The sequence below is a fragment of the Stenotrophomonas sp. YJH_SMC_12-1 genome, from assembly GCF_059370935.1.
In genome coordinates this window covers 198,532-217,930 of the sequence record NZ_JCAFUD010000001.1, presented here as the reverse complement: position 1 = coordinate 217,930, position 19,399 = coordinate 198,532, and the positions used below count along the sequence as shown (strand labels likewise).

The following is a 19,399-nucleotide window of genomic DNA, read 5'->3' as shown; positions in this document are numbered from 1 at the left end:
GAGCGGATGCGTGACGCACTGCAGCAGGCGCTGGCCCCCAGCGTGCTGGAAATCGAAGACGACAGTCATCGTCATGCCGGCCACGCCGGTGCGCGCGATGGCCGCGGCCATTTCAACGTGCATGTGGTCAGTGAACGCTTCGCCGGACTGGGTCCACTGGCCCGGCATCGCGCGGTCTATGCCGCGCTGGGCGCGATGATGGAGACCGACATCCACGCGCTGTCCATTCGTGCATTGACCCCGTCAGAACAGGGCTGAGCCCTTGTCCCACACTGTCCTGGCGGGTCCGTCAGCGGGCCCGCCACAGACAGATTTCCATGTCCATTTCAGGACATTCGCCTAACGGACTGTTTACAAGCCCAGATGGAAACGCTTACATTCCGCGCCAATGCTGGTAGGTCCAAGCCGTGGAGGGCGGCTTCGTGAACAAGGCAGCTATCACAATCAAAGACGTCGCTCGCGAAGCCCGGGTCTCCGTGGCTACGGTTTCCCGCGCGCTCAACGGGCATGAGAATGTCGCCGAACCGGTCCGCCAGCTTGTGCTGGAGGTGGCCGCACGGCTGCGTTATACCCCGCACGCCGCCGCCCGCAGCCTCAGCAGCCGTCGCACCAATACGGTGGGCGTGGTACTGCCTGACCTGTACGGCGAATTCTTCTCCGAGCTGATGCGCGGCATCGACAACGTCGCCCGCAACCGCCGCCAGCACCTGCTGGTGTCCAGTTACCACGGTGACCAGGAGCAGCAGGGCGCGGCCCTGCGCGCCATGCGCGGCCGCGTCGACGGCCTGCTGGTGCTCTCGCCCTATGCGGAGAGCCCGGGATTCCTTACCGACAACCTGCCGCAGTCGTTGCCAACGGTGTTGATCAACACCTATCTGCCCGGGCAGGACCACCCGGTGCTGAGCATCGATGACCATGCCGGTGCGATGGCGATGACCCGCCATCTGCTTGACGCGGGTCACCGCCGTATCGCTTTCATTTCTGGCCCGGACCTCAACTTCGACGCGCGCGAGCGCCTGCGTGGCTTCCGTGACGCGTTGGCGGCTTTCGGCAGTGACGCCGAAGGCATCGAGCTGCCCGGTGATTTCGACGAAGCTTCCGGCCATCGCGCCGGTCAGGAGTTGTTGGCAGCCGGAGCGCTGCCTGATGCCGTGTTCGCCGCCAACGACATGATGGCGCTGGGTTGCCTGTATGCGTTCACGCAGGCAGGTGTCCACGTTCCGTCCGACGTCGCCCTGGCCGGTTTCGATGACATTCCACTGGCGCGTTTCGTCCACCCGTCGCTGACCACCATGCAGGTCAGCATCGCCGAACTCGGCGATCGGGCCATGACGCGCCTGATGCAGTTGATGGACGGCACCTCCACGGATGGGACAGGGGACAAGCAGACCCTGGTTCCCCGCTTGATAGTTCGCGATTCCACCACTCCGCCATCCGGCCGTTGAAGCCGGAGGCGTTCCTTCTTTTTTGATTGATCGCAGGGACCGCGCAAGCGGTTACCGCCACCCGGAGATTGAGTTGATGATGCACACCACCTTCCGCACGCCGGCACGCCGGCTGCTGAGCACCGCACTGGTCAGCTGCCTGATGCTGGCTGCTGCTCCGAACGTCATGGCGCAGTCGGCCAATGCCAGCCTGCGCGGCCAGGTTTCCGGCGCGCAGGCCGGCGCCGAGGTGACCGCCACCAACGTGGCCACCGGCACCGTCCGTCGCGGTACCGTCCGTGCCGATGGAAGCTACTCGCTGATGGGCCTGGACCCGGGCACCTATGACGTGGTCGCCAACGGCCAGTCGCAGAAGGTCACCGTCACCGTGGCCTCGACCGCTACCCTGAACTTTGCCGGCGCTGCCAGCAGCACCCCGGGTACGACCGCAGCCACCAACCTGGACACTGTCAACGTCGTCGCGCCGACCCTGCTGCAGGAAGTGCGCACGTCCGAAGTCGGCAAGACCGTCAGCCTGCAGCAGATCCAGACCACCCCGCAGGTCTCGCGCAACTTCCTGGAGTTCGCCGACGCAGTGCCGGGCATGATCTTCACCCGCGACGCCAAGGGCAACACCTCGCTGCGCGGCGGCGCTACCAACGCTGACGGCACCAACGTCTACATCGACGGCGTGGGCCAGAAGAGCTACGTCAAGGGCGGCGGCGTGGCCGGTCAGTCCGGCAGTGCCGGTAACCCGTTCCCGCAGCTGGCCATCGGCGAGTACAAGGTCATCACCGGCAACTACAAGGCCGAGTACGGCCAGGTGTCCAGCGCCGCGATCACCGCCGCGACCAAGTCGGGTACCAACGAGTTCAAGGGCGAGACCTTCTATCGTTACACCAACGACAATATGCGTGCGATGACCCCGGCCGAACGCCAGCCGGGAAAGAGCAAGGAAGAATCGGCGGAGAAGGAATACGGCTTCGCGCTGGGCGGCCCGATCATCAAGGACAAGGCCCACTTCTTCGTGACCTACGAAGCCAAGCGTTTCGATCTGCCAGTGACCATTGCCCCGAATGGCGCGGTCACCAGCGCTGCCTCGCAGCTGCCGGCGGCGGCCGCCGCCGGCCTGGGCCCGGCCAGCCAGCCGTTCAAGCAGGACCTGATCTTCGCCAAGATCGACGTCGAGCCGACCGACAACGACCGCATCGAGTTCACAGTCCAGGATCGTGACGAGAACCAGCAGCAGTTCAGTGACCAGACCTCCAAGGAACATGGCAAGGTCACTGACAACACAGACCGTCGTTTCGCGCTGCGCTGGAATCACAGCGGTGAGCGCTTCTACAACGAGCTGATGGTCACCCACGAGAAGTCGTTCAACAACCCGCTGCCGCTGACTCTGGGCAACGGCTACGTGTACACCGCGCCGGACGGCCGTGACATCGACGGCAACACTCCGCAGGAACGCACCATTGTGGAAATCGGTGGTGCCAGCGCCTTCGCCTCGCAGGTGAAGGGCCAGAAGGGCTGGTCGATCGAAGACAACCTGACCCTGGACGGCTTGGAGTGGGCTGGCGACCACACCATCAAGATGGGCGCCAAGTACAAGAAGATCAATCTGTACGCCTCCGACGCGCAGCAGATCAACCCGCAGTTCTACTACACCGTGGGCAACCCGGAATTCGGCATTGATACGCCGTACAAGGCGCAATTCACCAAGCCGATTACTGGGGTCAGTGGCGTGTTGCCGGAAGTGCGCTCGAAGACCACGCAGATCGGCTTGTTCATTCAGGACGACTGGCAGGTCAACGACCACCTGCAGTTGAACCTGGGCCTGCGTTGGGACTACGAGAAGAACCCGACCTACCTGGACTTCGTGACTCCGCCGGAAGTGGTCAGCGCGCTCAATGCGCAGGATCCGCATGGCCCGGCCGGGCAGAGCTACGCGCAGACGCTCGCGTTGAGCGGCCTGAACATCAACGACTACATCAGTAACGGCCACAACCGCAAGGCATTCAAGGATGCCTGGCAGCCGCGGCTGGGCTTCTCGTATGACATCAATGCCGACGAGCAGCATGTGATCCATGGTGGCGCCGGTCGTTCCTACGACCGTGATCTTTTCGATTACCTGGCGTTGGAAACCACCAAGCTGGCCCTGCCGCAGCCGACCGTGTACTTCCGCGACCCGCGCAGCGGAGCCTGCCTGTACGGGCAGAACCCGTGCTTCGACTGGAACCCGAACCTGCTTAATGGCATTGGCAACGTGCAGGCCCTGCTGGGCAGTACCAGCAACGAAGGCCTGGAAGTGGACCTGCTCAACAACAACTTGAAGGTGCCCTACGCGGACCAGTTCAGTCTGGGCATGAGCAACCAGATCGGGGAGTGGCTGACCGACGCCACCATCTCGCGCACGCTGACCTATGATGGCTTCGCCTACACTTTGGGCAATCGCTTCCGCAACGGCAACTTCTTCGACAACCAGATGCTGTGTGGTGCCGAAAAGCCAACCTACGGCCAACCGTGGGGTTGCAACATCCCGGGCTTCGGCAGCCTGATCATTGGCCAGCAGGGCATCAAGACCCGCGCTACCCAGATCCTGCTGTCGGCGCAGAAGCCGTACACCAAGGAAAGCGGCTGGGGTACCTCGATTGCCTATACCTGGACCACTGCGCGCCACAACCGCAACATTGACGAGCACTACTCGTTCGATCGCGGCACCATCGGCGAATACCCATACATCAAGTCCAACGGCGCGCCGCGCCACCGCCTGGTGGTCACGGGCTCCTACGATGGCTTCTGGGGCATCACCTTCGGTGGCAAGCTGACCTTGGCCACCCCGGTGGCGGGCAACGACTGGTCCTGCGTGGCACAGGCCGGCAACCCGAACTGCCTGCCGACCCCGGCCGCCGGCTACCCGGGGGGCAATGGCCGCTTCCTGCTCGGCGGCAAGATCTTCGGCTACCGGTCGCTTGACCTGCAGGCGACCAAGACCTTCAAGCTGGCCGGCGATACCGAGTTGTATGCGCGTATCGACATCATCAACGTGCTCAACTTTGACAACTTCTCCAACCTGAACTACGTGAAGAGCGACGGCAAGCTGCTGGTGAGCTACAACGAGACCGGCGACATCGTCGGTACGCCGCGCCAGGTCAAGGCCGAAGTGGGCTTCCGCTTCTAAGCCCGGATGGATGCATGACCCCGATGCCGCCGCTCCGCCGGCGGCATCGGTCGCGTGAAAACGGCAATGGCCGGCCCTGCGCCGGTCCATTGCCCATGCCGCTGCCGGTCAGGGGGCATCGGCATGGGCAATGATCGCGGTGTCGAACCACGTTTTTCGTGGTTTTTTAAGAACGCACCTTGTAAACGATTTCAGATCATTGGACGGTATGCTTTCCCATCGATCAGACCACCGGAGAAATCGCGCCATGCAGGCACGTCATCTGTTGTCCGCCGCAGCGTTGAGCCTGGCCATGGCCGCCTGCCAGCCGGCCCAGCAGGAGCCTGCCAAGCCGCGGCCGCCGGTGATCCTGATCGAGGCCGATGCACCGCCGCGGCCGATGAAACCTGAGCTGCCGCCGCTGTTCGATGACATCGAGCGCCGCACCTTCCAGTTCTTCTGGGATACCACCAACGAGATCAATGGCCTGACCCCGGACCGCTATCCGTCGCGGCCGTTCGCCAGCATCGCCTCGGTCGGCTTCGCACTGACCGCGTATCCGATCGGCATCGAGAACGGCTGGGTCAGCCGCAACCAGGCGATCGACCGCACCCTGACTACCCTGAAATTCTTCCGCGACGTGCCGATGGGCCCGCAGCGTACCGGCAAGGCGGGTTACAAGGGCTTCTATTACCACTTCCTGGACATGCAGGAAGGCCGTCGCTACGACAGCTGGGTCGAACTGTCCTCGGTGGATACCGCGCTGCTGATGATGGGGGTGCTGTTCGCGCAGTCGTACTACGACGGTGACGATCCGCGCGAGAAGGAAATCCGCCAGATCGCCGACACGTTGTACAAGAAGGTCGACTGGCCCTGGCTGCAGCAGCGTGCGCCGCTGATCTCGATGGGCTGGTTCCCCGAGAGCGGTTTCATCGACCACGACTGGATGGGCTACAACGAGGCGATGATGGTCTACATCCTTGCCCTGGGTTCGCCGACGCACCCGGTCAGCCCGGATGCGTGGACGGTGTGGACGCGCACCTATGACAACGACTGGGGGGTCTACCAGGGCCAGGAATACCTGTCCTTCGGCCCGCTGTTCGGCCACCAGTACAGCCACGTCTGGATCGACTTCCGCGACATCCAGGACGCCTACATGCGCGAGCGCGGCAGTACCTACTTCCTCAACAGCCGCTCGGCCGCACTTGCCCAGCGTGAGTACGCCATCGCCAACCCGATGCAGTGGAAGGATTACGGCGAGAACGTCTGGGGCCTGACCGCCAGCGATGGCCCGCAGAACACCACGCAGGAATACCGTGGCGAGCAGCGCCAGTTCCGCCATTACTCTTCGCGCGGCGCTGGCCTGCGCGAGAACTTCGATGACGGCACCATCGCTCCGACCGCCGCGATCGCGTCGGTGGTGTTCGCGCCGGAACAGGTGATCCCGGCCACGCTGGAGATGCACAAGCGCTACGGCGATTACATCTATTCCAGCTACGGCTTCCTGGATTCGTTCAATCCCAGCTTCAACTACGACATCCCGATCAAGACCGGTCGCGTGGTGCCGGATCGTGGCTGGGTCGCCAGCGACTACATTGCCATCGACCAGGGGCCGATCCTGACCATGATCGCCAACTACCGCAATGATTTCGTCTGGGAAGTGATGAAGAAGAACCCGTACATCCGCAAGGGCCTGGAGCGGGCGGGGTTCAGTGGTGGCTGGCTGGCGCCGGAAGGTTCGTTCCAGCCGCTGGAACTGCAGAAAGACGAAAAGGCCGCGGCGGCACGCGCGGTGGGTATCGCCGAATCACGCGCGGCTGCCGCGCAGGAACAGAAGAACAATGCCAACCGCAACACAGGCCAGGGCAAGTAACCCGATGCCGAACTGGATCGACCGTCTGCGCCGCTGGACACTGCCAGCCCTGGCCGCACTGGCCGTGGCCGGCTGCGCCCGCACCGAACCGGGCACCACCACTGTGCGCTTCTGGGCAATGGGCCGGGAAGCCGAGGTGGTCAGCGAACTGATCCATGAGTTCGAAGCCGAGAACCCGGGCATCAAGGTGGACGTGCAGAACATCCCGTGGACCGCTGCGCACGAAAAGCTGCTGACCGCGTTCGCCGCCGACGGCCTGCCGGACGTGTGCCAGCTCGGCAACACCTGGGTGCCGGAGTTCGCCGAGCTCGATGCGCTTACCCCGTTGCAGCCGTTCGTCGATCGCTCTGCCGTGGTCGATGAGAATGATTATTTCCAGGGCATCTGGGACACCAACGTGATCCACGGCGAGCTGGTGGGCGTGCCGTGGTATGTCGATACACGCCTGATCTACTACCGCAAGGACCTGCTGGCCAAGGCCGGCTACGACCACCCGCCGCGCACGTGGCAGGAGTGGGATGAGCAGATGGCAGCGATCAAGCGCATGCAGGGCCCGAACCGCTATGCGGTGCTGATGCCGATCAACGAGTTCGAGCAGCAGCTGTCGCTGGCACTGCAGCAGCCCGATCCGCTGCTGCGCGATGATGACACCCGCGGCAACTTCAGCAGCCCCGGCTTCCGCCGCACGCTGGCGTTCTACGCCAACATGTTCGAGCAGGGCTGGGCGCCGAAGATGTCCGAGACGCAGATCTCAAACGTCTGGGATGAGTTCTTCCGCGGCTTCAACGTCTTCTACATTTCCGGCCCATGGAACATCCGCGAGTTCAAGAAGCTGCAGCCGAAGGAACTGGAAGGGCAGTGGGGCACCGCAGCGCTGCCGGGGCCGGAGGGTCCGGGCGCGGGCATCGCCGGTGGCACCAGCCTGGTGATCTTCCGCAAGTCGCAGCAGAAGGAGGCGTCGTGGAAGCTGATCGAGTTCCTGTCGCGCCCGCAGATCCAGGCACGTTTCCATTCGATCATCGGCGACCTGCCGCCGCGCCGCAGCACGTGGAGTGCGCCGTCGCTGGCCAACGATCCGCTGGCCGCATCGTTCCGTGACCAGCTGGAGCGGGTCAAGCCGACGCCGAAGGTGCTCGAATGGGAGCGCATCGTGCAGGAAATGCGCATCGTCACCGAGAAGGTGGTGCGCGGTGGCCTGCCGCAGGACAAGGCCGTCGAAGAACTCGACCAGCGCGTGGACAAGGTGCTGGCAAAGCGCCGCTGGATGCATGAACAACAACGCCTGCAGCAGCGCGTTCCGTCGCCGCAATCGAGCAGTGCCGTGGCCGCCGGGAGCGCGCAATGAAACGTACTTCACTCGCCGGCTGGATTTTCGCCGGTCCCTCGCTGATCGTGCTGGGCGTGTTCTTCGGCCTGCCGGTGGCTTCGGCGCTGGCGCTGAGCGTGACCGACTTCGACCTGTATGCCCTGGCTGACAGCAGCAACCTGCGCTTTGTCGGCCTCGGCAACTACATCGATCTGCTGCAGACACCGATGTTCTGGAAGTCGCTGTGGAATACCACCTACTTCGTGTTGATCGGCGTGCCCTTGTCGATCGGCGTGTCGCTGGGCGCGGCAATGCTGCTGAATGCGCCGGCCGCACGCTTCAAGGCGTTGTTCCGCACCGCGCTGTTCGCGCCGGTGGTGACCACGCTGGTGGCGGTGGCGGTGATCTGGCGCTACCTGTTCCATACCAGCTACGGTCTGGTGAACTACGGCCTGGGCCATCTGGGCATCAGCCCGATCGACTGGCTGGGTGATCCCAACTGGGCGATGCCGACCATCATGCTGTTCGCGGTGTGGAAGAACTTCGGCTACAACATGGTGATCTTCCTGGCCGGCCTGCAGGCGATCCCGCATGACCTGTACGAGGCCGCGCGCATCGACGGTGCCTCGCGCTGGAAGCAGTTCCTGCACATCACCCTGCCGATGCTCGGCCCGGTGCTGCTGGTGGTCGGCGTGATTACCGTGTCCGGCTACTTCCAGCTGTTCGCCGAACCCTACGTGATGACCCGCGGCGACCCACTGCAGAGCACCGTCAGCGTGCTGTATTTCATGTTCGAGGAAGGCTTCAAGTGGTGGAACCTGGGACGCGCCTCCGCCGTGGCGTTCCTGCTGTTCCTGATCATCCTGGCGGTGACCACCGTGATGCTGCGTTTCGGCCGCAAGAGGCAGTTGGTATGAGTCGTGAAATCGGCCAGTCGCGCTGGTACCCGTGGTTGATCAATGGTGCGTTGCTGGTGCTGGCCCTGGTCAGCCTGGCACCGCTGCTGTGGATGCTCTCGGTCTCGTTCATGCCGCAGGGCGAGGCCAGCCATTTCCCGCCGCCGCTGCTGCCTTCCAGCATCACCACGCACAACTACCATGAGCTGTTCGCGCGCACTGGCATGGGCGGCAACTTCGCCAACAGCCTGCTGGTGTCGCTCGGCATCACGGTCGGTTCGCTGCTACTCAACACCATGGCCGGCTACGCCTTCGCCAAGCTCAACTTCGTCGGCCGCGAGCGCCTGTTCCAGGTACTGATGGCGGCGCTGGTGATTCCGGCGCAGGTGGCGATGCTGCCGCTGTTCCTGCTGATGAAGCAGCTGGGCCTGGTCAACAGCTTCGGTGGCGTGATCGTGCCAGCGCTGGCCAGCGTGTTCGGCATCTTCCTGGTACGCCAGTACGCGCGTTCCATCCCGGACGAACTGCTGGAAGCGGCGCGCATCGACGGGGCAGGGGAGCTGCGCATCTTCTTCCAGATTGTGCTGCCGATGCTCAAGCCGGTGCTGGTGACCCTGGCGATCTTCACCTTCATGGGCGCATGGAACGATTTCATGTGGCCATTGATCGTGCTGACCGACCAGGAGCACTACACTTTGCCGGTGGCGCTGGCCACCCTCTCGCGCGAGCACATCATGGACGTGGAAATGATGATGGCTGGCGCGGTGGTCACCGTGGTCCCGGTGCTGGCGCTGTTCCTGGTGCTGCAGCGGTACTACATCCAAGGTCTGTTGCTGGGGAGCGTCAAGGGATGAAGCGAGCGATCGCCGTTGGACTGGGCCTGTTGTGGACTTCCCTGGCGATCGCCGCACCTCCGGCGCTGCCGGCACCGAAGGTGCTGGACGACTTCGACGACATCGCAGCCTGGACGCTTGTGCTGTCCGATCAGGTCAGCGGTTCGCTGCGCCCGGTCAGTGGCGCCGGTGGTGGCCGCGCGCTGTGCCTGGACTATGACTTCCACGATGTCTCCGGCTACGTCGGCATCCGCCGCGCGCTGAACATCGAATACCCGGTCAATTACCGCTTCGGATTCCAGCTGCGTGGCGAATCGCCGGGCAACGACCTGCAGTTCAAGCTGATCGATGCCAGCGGCGACAACGTCTGGTGGGTCAACCGGCCCGGCTACAGCTTCCCCAAGGCGTGGACGCCGGTCGAGTACCGCCGCCGCCAGATCGACAAGGCGTGGGGTCCCTCGCCCGAGAAGGAGATGGCACGAAGCGCCGCCGTCGAGTTCACGATCTACAGCAAGGTCGGTGGCCGCGGCACGGTGTGCTTCGACAAGCTGACCCTGCAGGGCCTGCCGCCGCAGGATGATTCGGCGTTGGTGCCATCGGTGATTGCCGATACGGCCACCGCGCTGCAGGACCGTATGATCGACGGCAAGAGCGACACGTTCTGGATCAGCGGTGGCGTCAAGCAGCAGACCATCAGCCTGGACCTGCACAAGAGCCGCGAGATCGGCGGTGTAGTGATCGATTGGCTGCCGAACCTGGAAGCCAATCGCTACACCGTGCGGACGTCCGAGGATGGCCGGGACTGGCGCACTGTGCGCGAGGTGACCGGCGGTGCGGGGGGGCGCGATTGGCTGGCGCTGCCGGATACCGACGCGCGCTACGTGCGTTTCGATCTGCGCGATGGCCCGAACTGGCGCTATGGCATCCGTGACATCGCACTCAAGCCGCTGGCGTTCGCCGCCACGCCCAATGCCTTCCTGTCCTCGGTGGCCGCCGATCTGCCGCGTGGCTCGTTGCCGCGTGCCTATGTGGGCGAACAGCCGTACTGGACCCTGCTCGGCCTCGATGGTGGCCAGGAGCAGGCGCTGATCAGCGAAGATGGCGCGCTGGAGCCGGCCAAGGGCAGCTTCAGCATCGAGCCGTTCATCCGCCTGGACGGCAAGCTGCTGGACTGGTCGAAGGTCGCCATCACCCAGTCGCTGCAGGAACACTACCTGCCGATCGCCACCGTCGACTGGGTGCATGAGAAGGCCGGGCTTTCGGTGACCAGTTTCGTGCAGGGCACGCCCGAGCGCGCGCAGCTGATCGGCCGCTACCGGCTGAGCAATCCAGACAAGGTCGCCCACGAGTACACCCTGGCGCTGGCAATCCGTCCGTGGCAGGTCAACCCGCCCACCCAGTTCCTCAACACCGTCGGTGGTTTCAGCCGCATCGATGCACTGGATGTGGGCGAACAGCTGGTTCGGGTCAACGGTGAGCCGCGCATCTATCCGCTGCAGGTGCCGGATGCGCGCTTTGCCAGTACGTTCGATGGCAAGCTCGATGCGATGCATCTGGAAAGCGGCAAGTACCCGGCCACGACCGCAGTGAAGGACAGCACCGGCATGGCGTCGGGTGCGCTGATGTACACGATCAAGCTCGAGCCCGGCCAGAGCCGCGAAGTGGCGGTGGTGCTGCCGCAGACCGGTGGCTGGGCGCCGCAGGCGCTGGACGTGGCCAGGGCGCAGGCGCAGGTGGCCGATCAATGGCGGCAGAAGCTGGGCGTGGTCTCGCTGCAGGTGCCGGCTGCGGGCCAGGCACTGGTCGATACCCTGCGCACGGCCGTCGCGCACATGCTGATCTCGCGGGTTGGCCCACGCCTGCAGCCGGGCACGCGCTCGTACGCGCGCAGCTGGATCCGCGATGGCGCGATGATTTCCGAGGGCCTGCTGCGCATGGGGCGCAGCGATGCCGTGCGTGACTACATCAACTGGTATGCGCCGTACCAGTTCGAGAACGGCAAGGTGCCGTGCTGCGTCGACGCGCGCGGCAGCGACCCGGTACCGGAGAACGACAGCCATGGCGAACTGATCTACAGCATTGCCGAGTATGGACGCTACACCGGCGACAGCACGTTCACCGAGCTGATGTGGCCGCACGTGCAGGGCGCCTACAACTACATGGAGCAGCTGCGCGCCAGCGAGCGCACCGAGGAGAACCGCGCGCGCAATCCTGCCTTTTACGGCATGATGCCGGCCTCGATCAGCCACGAAGGCTATTCGGCCAAGCCGATGCATTCGTACTGGGATAATTTCTGGGCGTTGCGCGGCTACAAGGACGCGGCATCGCTGGCGGCCCAACTGGGCAAGGTCGAGGCGATGCAGATCGCCGGATCGCGTGACCAGTTCCGTGATGACCTGCAGGCCTCGCTGCTGTCGGCGATCCAGCAGCACGACATCGACTACCTGCCGGGCTCGGCCGAGCTGGGCGATTTCGATGCGACCTCGACCACCATCGCGCTGGCGCCGGGCGGCGAGCAGGGCCGACTGCCCCAACAGGCGCTGGAGGCGACCTTCGAGCGCTACTGGAAGGAGTTCGTGGCCCGCCGCGACGGCAAGCGTGAGTGGAAGGACTACACCCCGTACGAGTGGCGCAACGTGGCGGCGTTCGTACGCCTGGGCTGGCGTGACCGCGCCTGGCAGGCCACCGAGTTCTTCTTCAGGGACCGTGCGCCGCAGGCCTGGAACCAGTGGGCCGAGGTGGTCTCGCGCACGCCGCGCAAGCCGTTCTTCGTCGGTGACCTGCCGCACGCCTGGGTAGCCTCGGACTTCGTGCGCTCGGCCTTGGACATGTTCGCGTACAGCCGTGACATGGACGATGCGCTGGTGCTGGCCGCCGGCATTCCGAGCGCCTGGCTGCAGGGCGAGGGCATCGCCGTGCAGGGCCTGCGCACGCCGCAGGGCCAGCTCAACTACCGCCTGCAGCGCAGCGACAAGCAGCTGGTGCTGGAGGTGCAGCCCGGCCTGGTGCCACCGCTCGGTGGCGTGGTGTTGCCATGGCCGTACGCCGGTGATCCGGGTGAGGCGACCATCAACGGCGAAGCGGCCGAATGGGTCAACAAGGAACTGCACGTGCACCAGCTGCCGGCGCGGGTCGAGATCGATGTACCGAGCGCGGTGCGCCGCGCCGAGCGCAAGGGGCAGTAACGATGAAGCAGCAGGGGGCAAGAGTGCGCACGATCGTGCGCGCCCTGGGGCTGGCCATTGCATTGGCACTGCCGGGCGCCGCGATGGCGGCCGATCCAGCCGCCGGGGCAGCGGCTGATGTCGCCACCGCGCCAGGCATGAGCATGGTCACCTTCAATCTGCATCATGACCGCGAGGACTGGCCACGCCGGCGCCGCACCATCCTGGCCGAACTCAAGCGCCTGCAGCCGGATGCGGTTGCCCTGCAGGAGGTGATCCAACGCCGCAACGTGCGAAACCAGGCGCAATGGCTGGCCAGCCAACTTGGTTACAGGTACGTGTTCGTGTCCACCGATGCGGTCGGCGCGCCCAAGCGCTACGGCAATGCGCTTCTGACCCGGCGGCCGATCCTTGCCCAGGGGGATCATCTGCTGCAGCCCCTGGACGACTACCGCACCGTGGCCCACCTGCGCATCGACGTCGATGGCACGCCGGTAAACGTCTACGCCACGCATCTGAACGAGCGCAGTGATGAGAGCGGACAACGCATCCGTCGCAGCCAGGTCGAGGACCTGCTGCGCTTCATCAGCGCGACGTCGGCGGGCGCGCCGGTGGTGATCGCAGGTGACTTCAATGCACTGGTGGATGCCGGCGATCTGAGCGAGCTGCGCAGCCACTACGGCGACAGTTACGGCAGCGTGCACGTCAACACCGATCTGTCCGGGGTCAGTACGCTCAACCGCCACTATTACCAGGCGCCGTCGCGGATCGACCACATCTTCTTCCAGCAGGACGAGATGGTCGCGCGCGAGGCGAAGATCCTGTTCGACCAGCCCGACGACAGCGGTCGCTGGGCCTCGGACCACTACGGCGTGTGGACCCGCCTGCAGTTCGCGCCGAAACCCTGACGGGACACGCTTGGGTAGGTGCCAACCTTGGTTGGCACGGGCGTGTCCGCGTGCACTCGATCAACGGCGCCAACCAAGGTTGACCTCTACCAAAGCGGTGGCCGTGCGCGGGTTGTGCCCTGGTGGGTGCCAACCTTGGTTGGCACGGTTCGGCCCGAAGCACAAACAAAAACGGCGGGGATCATTGATCCCCGCCGTTTCGCTTTCACGCTATCAAGGAGCGATCAGTTCGCCGGCGGCGTGCGCTTGGCGGCCTCGTCGTCTTCTTCATCAGCCTTGGCTTCTGCAGCCTGGGCTGCAGCGTCGGCATGGCCATCGGCGACCGGATCGATCGACGGCGTCACCACCGCATCAGCGCTCGGGGAGGCGGCTTCGATCGGTGCGGCTTCGACCGCTACCGGAGCGACCGGCTGTTCCACGATCGGCGCAGTCTCGACGACCGGCGTGGCTTCAACGGCCGGGGCGGCCTCCACCACCGGGGCACTCTCACTGGCCACCGGCTTGGTTTCAACCACCGGGGTTGCTTCAACCACCTGCGGCTTCGATTCCACGACCGGCGCGGCCTCGACTGCGACCGGCTTCGCTTCGATCACCGGAGCGGCTTCAACCACCGCGGCCGTTTCAACCACAACCGGCTTTGCTTCGATGGCCGGCGCAGCAGCGTCCACCACCGGAGTGGCGTTGGCGACCGGTGCGGCAGCGGCGACCGGCTGGACCGGGGTCGCGGCGTCGATGGCATCGAGCATGCTGGTCTGCACCGGCGAGGACACCGCTTCGGTCTTCGCAGCTTCGACCGGTGCCTGCACTTCAGCCACGACCGGGGCGGCGGCTTCGACCACGGCGCTGCTCACCACCGCGACCGGCGCGGCGACAACGGCGGCGGAAGCACGGGCCGGCTTCTCGGCGTCGACAGCGGCGGGTTCGACTTCGTCATCGAAGTCGAACTCCGGCTGCGAACGCGTGGGCTGCACAGCCGCGACCGGCGCAATGCCGGCAGTGCTGTCGATGTTCGGCTCGGCGCTGTCGGCGTCATCACCGTCATCACCCTCGTCCTGGTCATCACCCAGGGCGTCGCTGCCGGCGGCGTTCTCGGCGCCACCGCGGCGACGACGACGGCCACCACGACGGCCACGGCGACGGCGGGTTGCGCCTTCGCCAGCCTGCTCGCCATTGGCGTCGGTTGCAGCCTCTTCACCGGCAACTGCAACCACGTCGGTCGCACTGGCCGCATTGGCAGCGGTGTCGACCGGTGCGGCCGCTTCCACCGGGGCGACCGGGGCGGTGGCTTCCTGCGCGTTCACCCCATTGGCGGCGACGGCCGTAGCGGCTACGGCTGCAGCTGCGGTCACGGCTTCGGCAGGTGCTTCGGCGGCATTGCGCTGCGGCTTCTCGGCCGGCTTGTCACCGTCCTGCTGCTGCGGGCGCGGCTGCTTGGGCTGCTTCAGCTTCGGCTGCTGCTGGTTCTGGCCCTGCTGCTCGTTGCGCGGCTTGTTCTGCTGCTGCGGCGGCTGCTGGCCATCCTTGTGCTGCGGCTCCTTCTGCTTGCCCTGCTGCGGCTGCTGCTGCGCATTGCCATTGTTGCCGTTGCGGCCGTCCTTGCGCTGCTCGCCGCGGTCCTTGCGGTTGCCGCCATCCTTCTGCTGCTGCGCGTTGCCATTGCCACGATTGTCGTCGCGACGGTCCTTGCGGTCCTTGTTGCGATCCTTGTTGCGGTCCTTGCGACCGCCGTCCTGCTGCTGGCGTGCAGCCGGGGCGGCCGGTGCCGGCGCGGGCGCCGGTTCGCCACCGAACACGCGCTTGAGCCAACCGATCACGCCGCCCGCCGGGGCCGGCGCAACAGGCGCTGCAGCGACCGGGGCCGGAGCGGCCGCGGCCGGCTCCACTTCCTCGCGCACCGGGGCCGGGGAAGTGTGCTTGACCTGGGTCACCGCCGGCGGCGGGATGTTCAGCTGGCCCTTGGTCAGCGCGTGCACCGGCAGCTTGCGCGGGGTGCCGCGCTGGTAGCTGGGCTTGCTGCTTTCTTCACCCAGCTCGTTCTCGCGCAGGCGGGTCACGGTGTAGTGCGGGGTGTGCAGCTGCTCGTCGGCGACGATCACGATCGGCGCCTCGTGGCGCTGTTCGATCTCGCGCAGGGCGCTGCGCTTCTCGTTCAGCAGGTAATTGGCGATCTCCACCGGGGCCTGCACCAGCACCTGCCCGGTGTTCTCCTTCATCGCATGCTCTTCAGCCACGCGGATGATCGACAGCGACAGCGACTCGACGCTGCGCATGCGGCCGTGGCCGTCACAACGCGGGCAGACGATCTGGCTGGACTCGCCCAGGCTCGGGCGCAGGCGCTGGCGGCTCATTTCCAGCAGGCCGAAGCGCGAGATGCGGCCGACCTGCACGCGCGCGCGGTCGTACTTCAGCGCGTTGGCGAGGCGGTTCTCGACTTCGCGCTGGTGCTTGTTGGAGGCCATGTCGATGAAGTCGATCACCACCAGGCCGCCCAGGTCACGCAGGCGCAGCTGGCGGGCCACTTCCTCGGCCGCTTCCAGGTTGGTCTGGAACGCGGTGTCCTCGATATCGCTGCCCTTGGTGGCACGCGAGGAGTTCACGTCGACCGCGGTCAGCGCTTCAGTCTGGTCGACCACGATCGAGCCGCCCGACGGCAGGCGCACGTTGCGCTCGTAGGCGCCTTCGATCTGCGATTCGATCTGGAAGCGGTTGAACAGCGGAATGTCGTCCTTGTAGTGCTTGAGCTTGCGCAGGGTCTGCGGCATCACCTGCTGCATGAATTCGCGGGCGTGCTCGTACATCTCCTCGGTGTCCACCAGGATCTCGCCGATGTCGGCGCGCAGGTAGTCACGCAGGGCGCGCACGATCAGGCGCGATTCCTGGTAGATCAGGAACGGGGCGGGCTTGCTCAGTGCCGCTTCGGCAATGGCGCGCCAGACATTGAGCAGGTAGTCCAGGTCCCACTGCAGCTCTTCCGCATCGCGGCCGACGCCGGCGGTACGGATGATCACGCCCATGTCGTCGGGGATGTTCAGCTTGTCCAGGGCGTCCTTCAGCGCGGCCCGGTCTTCGCCTTCGATGCGGCGCGACACGCCGCCGGCGCTGGGCGAGTTCGGCATCAGCACCATGTAGCGGCCGGCCAGCGAAATGAACGTGGTCAGGGCGGCGCCCTTGTTGCCACGCTCTTCCTTGTCGACCTGGACGACGATCTCCTGGCCTTCCTTCAGCAGCTCGCGGATGCCGGCCTTGTTGTGGTCGACACCGGCCTGGAAGTAGTCGCGGGAGATTTCCTTCAGCGGCAGGAAGCCATGGCGGCCACCGCCGTACTCGACGAAGGCCGCTTCCAGCGAGGGCTCGATGCGGAAGATCCGGCCCTTGTAGATGTTGGACTTCTTCTGTTCCTTCGACGGCTGTTCGATGTCGATGTCATACAACGACTGGCCATCCACGATGGCAACACGCAGCTCTTCAGCCTGCGTGGCGTTGATCAGCATTCGCTTCATTGTTGCGTTCCTCGCAAGCGGCTACCGCGCGGAACGCCATGGGGTTTCGCCTCTGGACACGGCTCGCCGCCCATTCGCGCAAGCGCGGGGAGGGCGGCTTGGGTTTCCAGCGCTACGACACCACGGCAGGCCGCGGGAGCGCTTCACTCTTATGGTTTTTGGGTGTTGCAGGGCCGCAGGCAGCTGTCAGCCAGGCTGGAGCGCCACGCGGGACATGTTCAGCACGGTTGCGTGTCAGGCATCCGGCGATGGCCGGGAAGGCCGGTGAGCCGCTAACATGGCCGCCCCGCGGGCGGTGGTCGCGCACTGTGCCGGATTCGTCGGAAGCTGGGCTTCTGGCCCTGAGTAACTTCCAACGAAATCAATCCCTTATCTCGCCCCCCGAGTGTAACAGAATAAACAGCCTGATGACCGCCCAAGACCCCACCAAGCCCGCTGGCGACAAGCCTTCCGTGCGCATGATCACCGTTCCCGCCGACCGCGCCGGCCAGCGCCTGGACAACTTCCTGCTCGGCCAGCTGAAGGGGGCCCCGCGCAGCCTGGTCTACAAGCTGGTGCGCAGTGGCCAGGTGCGGGTCAACGGTGGCCGCGCCAAGGCCGAGCGCAAGCTGGAGGCGGGCGACGAAGTGCGCGTGCCGCCGGTTCGTCTCACTGAAGAGGGAGACAAGGTGGGTCCCCCGGAGGCATTCATGCGCCGGCTGGAGCAGGCCATCGTCTTCGAGGACGCGCGCCTGCTGGCCCTGAACAAGCCCACCGGCGTGGCCAGCCACGGCGGCAGCGGCATCAGCTTCGGCGCCATCGAGACCCTGCGCGCGCTGCGCCCGGGGCAGACCCTGGAGCTGGTCCACCGGCTGGATCGCGACACCTCGGGCCTGCTGATCGTGGCCAAGAAGCGCTCGGCGCTGAGCGAACTGCAGGCGCTGCTGCGTGAAGACCACGGCGCCGGCATCCGCAAGCGCTACCTGACCCTGCTGGCCGGGCGCATGCCCGACGGGGTGATGACGGTCGATGCGCCGCTGCATGTCGGCCTGCGCCAGGGCGGCGAGCGCCATGTGCAGGTCAACGCGATCGGCAAGGAATCGATCAGCCACTTCCGGGTGCTGGAGCGCCGCGGCGGCCATTCCTATTGCGAGGTGCGCATCGAGACCGGCCGTACCCACCAGATCCGCGTGCATGCCCAGCACCTGGGTCATCCGGTGGCCGGCGACGACAAATACGGCGATCCGGCGGTCAACAAGCGGCTTCGTGAGCAGATCGGGCTGAAGCGTCTGTTCCTGCACGCGGCCTCGCTGGAGTTCGCGCTGGACGACGGCAAGAGCCCGTATGTGCTGAACGCGCCGCTGGCCGATGAGCTGGTCGAGGCGCTGGATCGCCTCCGCTGACAATGGCCGGGTAGCGCCGGGGCATGCCCGGCCGCTACCTTGTTCGGGTAGATCCACGCCATGCGTGGATGCGCCCTTCTGGGCCGTTCACCACTTGAACAGCACCAGGCTGATCGCCAAGGTGCCCATGCCGGCCACCAGGCCATATACCGTCTCGTGGCCCTTGGCATAGCGCTTGGCTGCCGGCAGCAGCTCGTCCAGCGCCAGGAACACCATCACGCCGGCGATCAGTCCGAACACCCAGCCAAACGTGGCGTGCGACAGCGATCCTGACAACAGCCAGTAGCCCAGCGCCGCGCCCACCGGCTCAGCCAGGCCGGACAGCAGGCTGGCACTGAACGCGTAGAGCTTGTTCTGGGTGGCGAAGTACACCGGCACCGCGATCGCGATGCCCTCGGGAATGTTGTGTATGGCGATGGCGAACGCCAGCGGCATGCCCACCGACGGGCTTTCCAGCGTAGCGAAGAAGGTCGCCAGGCCTTCCGGGAAATTGTGCGCGGTGATCGCCACCGAGGTCAGCAGCGCGACCCGCTTCAGGTACTCGCGACTGTTTTCGCGGAATGCAGGGTCCTGTTTGTCCAGGCTGTCATGCGGATTGGGAATGAAGTGATCGATCAGCACGATCACGATCACGCCGGCCAGGAAGGCCAAGGTGCCGTAGGTGAAGCCGGTCCGCTCGCCATAGGCCAGGGCGAACGATGCGATGGACTTGTTGAGGATTTCCGATAGCGACACGTAGACCATCGCGCCGCCGGCGAAGGCCAGGCCGAACGCCAGCAGGCGCGGATTGGGGCGGCGCGAGAACAGCACCAGCAGGCTGCCGATGGCAGTGGCCAGACCGGCCGCGAGGGTGACCGCCAGTGCGATCCAGACATTTTCGGGGGGAATCTGCAGCATGTACCGACGCGGTCCTGGTCAACAGACAGCCGCCCCGGATGAGCCCGGGGCGGGGAGGG

Annotated in this window: 12 protein-coding genes; 10 read left to right on the top strand and 2 right to left on the bottom strand. The window is 65.5% G+C overall.

What is annotated here, in order from left to right; genetic code table 11:
- The first annotated feature begins 6 nt into the window (after positions 1–6).
- The 9 genes from AC5P8Y_RS01000 (at position 7) to AC5P8Y_RS00960 (ending at position 13,561) form a co-directional block, all read left to right on the top strand.
- Positions 7–258, top strand: a complete 252-nt coding sequence (locus tag AC5P8Y_RS01000) for a BolA family protein (RefSeq protein ID WP_032963317.1) — start codon at positions 7–9, stop codon at positions 256–258.
- A gap of 149 nt (positions 259–407) precedes the next feature.
- Positions 408–1,445 carry a LacI family DNA-binding transcriptional regulator gene (locus tag AC5P8Y_RS00995; RefSeq protein WP_012480808.1) on the top strand — a complete coding sequence of 346 codons (1,038 nt, stop codon included), beginning with the start codon at positions 408–410 and terminating at the stop codon, positions 1,443–1,445.
- A gap of 76 nt (positions 1,446–1,521) precedes the next feature.
- A complete protein-coding gene (locus AC5P8Y_RS00990) occupies positions 1,522–4,602 on the top strand; it encodes a TonB-dependent receptor (RefSeq protein WP_024956628.1) in 3,081 nt (1,026 codons plus the stop codon).
- A gap of 292 nt (positions 4,603–4,894) precedes the next feature.
- Complete coding sequence (locus AC5P8Y_RS00985) at positions 4,895–6,454, top strand: glucoamylase family protein (RefSeq protein WP_395760191.1); 1,560 nt, start codon at positions 4,895–4,897, stop codon at positions 6,452–6,454.
- Between the two features lie 4 nt (positions 6,455–6,458).
- Positions 6,459–7,799, top strand: coding sequence for a sugar ABC transporter substrate-binding protein (locus tag AC5P8Y_RS00980; RefSeq protein ID WP_111108408.1), 1,341 nt, complete (start codon positions 6,459–6,461; stop codon positions 7,797–7,799).
- Positions 7,796–8,677, top strand: a complete 882-nt coding sequence (locus AC5P8Y_RS00975) for a carbohydrate ABC transporter permease (RefSeq protein ID WP_005410323.1) — start codon at positions 7,796–7,798, stop codon at positions 8,675–8,677. Before AC5P8Y_RS00980 ends, AC5P8Y_RS00975 begins: the two co-directional genes overlap by 4 nt.
- Positions 8,674–9,510: a carbohydrate ABC transporter permease gene (locus AC5P8Y_RS00970; RefSeq protein WP_005410322.1), complete on the top strand. Its 837-nt coding sequence runs from the start codon at positions 8,674–8,676 to the stop codon at positions 9,508–9,510. The genes AC5P8Y_RS00975 and AC5P8Y_RS00970 overlap by 4 nt, the downstream gene beginning before the upstream one ends.
- Positions 9,507–12,674 (top strand): discoidin domain-containing protein, encoded by a 3,168-nt coding sequence (locus AC5P8Y_RS00965; RefSeq protein ID WP_111108409.1) that lies wholly within the window; start codon positions 9,507–9,509, stop codon positions 12,672–12,674. Before AC5P8Y_RS00970 ends, AC5P8Y_RS00965 begins: the two co-directional genes overlap by 4 nt.
- Positions 12,675–12,676: 2 nt before the next feature.
- A complete protein-coding gene (locus AC5P8Y_RS00960; RefSeq protein WP_049397928.1) occupies positions 12,677–13,561 on the top strand; it encodes an endonuclease/exonuclease/phosphatase family protein in 885 nt (294 codons plus the stop codon).
- A 224-nt stretch (positions 13,562–13,785) separates the two neighbouring features.
- Here the strand turns inward: AC5P8Y_RS00960 and AC5P8Y_RS00955 are convergent, their stop codons facing one another.
- Positions 13,786–17,061, bottom strand: coding sequence for an Rne/Rng family ribonuclease (locus AC5P8Y_RS00955; RefSeq protein WP_049402660.1), 3,276 nt, complete (start codon positions 17,059–17,061; stop codon positions 13,786–13,788).
- Positions 17,062–17,468: 407 nt separating this feature from the next.
- Between AC5P8Y_RS00955 and AC5P8Y_RS00950 the strand changes: the two genes are divergently transcribed.
- The gene (locus AC5P8Y_RS00950; protein ID WP_012480803.1) at positions 17,469–18,443 is read left to right on the top strand and encodes an RluA family pseudouridine synthase; all 975 of its coding nucleotides are present in this window, start codon (positions 17,469–17,471) and stop codon (positions 18,441–18,443) included.
- 87 nt (positions 18,444–18,530) lie between these two features.
- Here the strand turns inward: AC5P8Y_RS00950 and zupT are convergent, their stop codons facing one another.
- A complete protein-coding gene (gene zupT / locus AC5P8Y_RS00945; protein WP_033832930.1) occupies positions 18,531–19,340 on the bottom strand; it encodes a zinc transporter ZupT in 810 nt (269 codons plus the stop codon).
- Between the last annotated feature and the right edge of the window lie 59 nt (positions 19,341–19,399).

Coding starts and splice junctions, on each gene's coding strand:
- AC5P8Y_RS01000 (WP_032963317.1), top strand. CDS start 7: ATGCGTGACGCACTGCAGCAGGCGCTGGCCCCCAGCGTGCTGGAAATC.
- AC5P8Y_RS00990 (WP_024956628.1), top strand. CDS start 1,522: ATGATGCACACCACCTTCCGCACGCCGGCACGCCGGCTGCTGAGCACC.
- AC5P8Y_RS00985 (WP_395760191.1), top strand. CDS start 4,895: ATGGCCGCCTGCCAGCCGGCCCAGCAGGAGCCTGCCAAGCCGCGGCCG.
- AC5P8Y_RS00980 (WP_111108408.1), top strand. CDS start 6,459: ATGCCGAACTGGATCGACCGTCTGCGCCGCTGGACACTGCCAGCCCTG.
- AC5P8Y_RS00975 (WP_005410323.1), top strand. CDS start 7,796: ATGAAACGTACTTCACTCGCCGGCTGGATTTTCGCCGGTCCCTCGCTG.
- AC5P8Y_RS00970 (WP_005410322.1), top strand. CDS start 8,674: ATGAGTCGTGAAATCGGCCAGTCGCGCTGGTACCCGTGGTTGATCAAT.
- AC5P8Y_RS00965 (WP_111108409.1), top strand. CDS start 9,507: ATGAAGCGAGCGATCGCCGTTGGACTGGGCCTGTTGTGGACTTCCCTG.
- AC5P8Y_RS00960 (WP_049397928.1), top strand. CDS start 12,677: ATGAAGCAGCAGGGGGCAAGAGTGCGCACGATCGTGCGCGCCCTGGGG.
- AC5P8Y_RS00955 (WP_049402660.1), bottom strand. CDS start 17,061: ATGAAGCGAATGCTGATCAACGCCACGCAGGCTGAAGAGCTGCGTGTT.
- AC5P8Y_RS00950 (WP_012480803.1), top strand. CDS start 17,469: ATGACCGCCCAAGACCCCACCAAGCCCGCTGGCGACAAGCCTTCCGTG.
- zupT (WP_033832930.1), bottom strand. CDS start 19,340: ATGCTGCAGATTCCCCCCGAAAATGTCTGGATCGCACTGGCGGTCACC.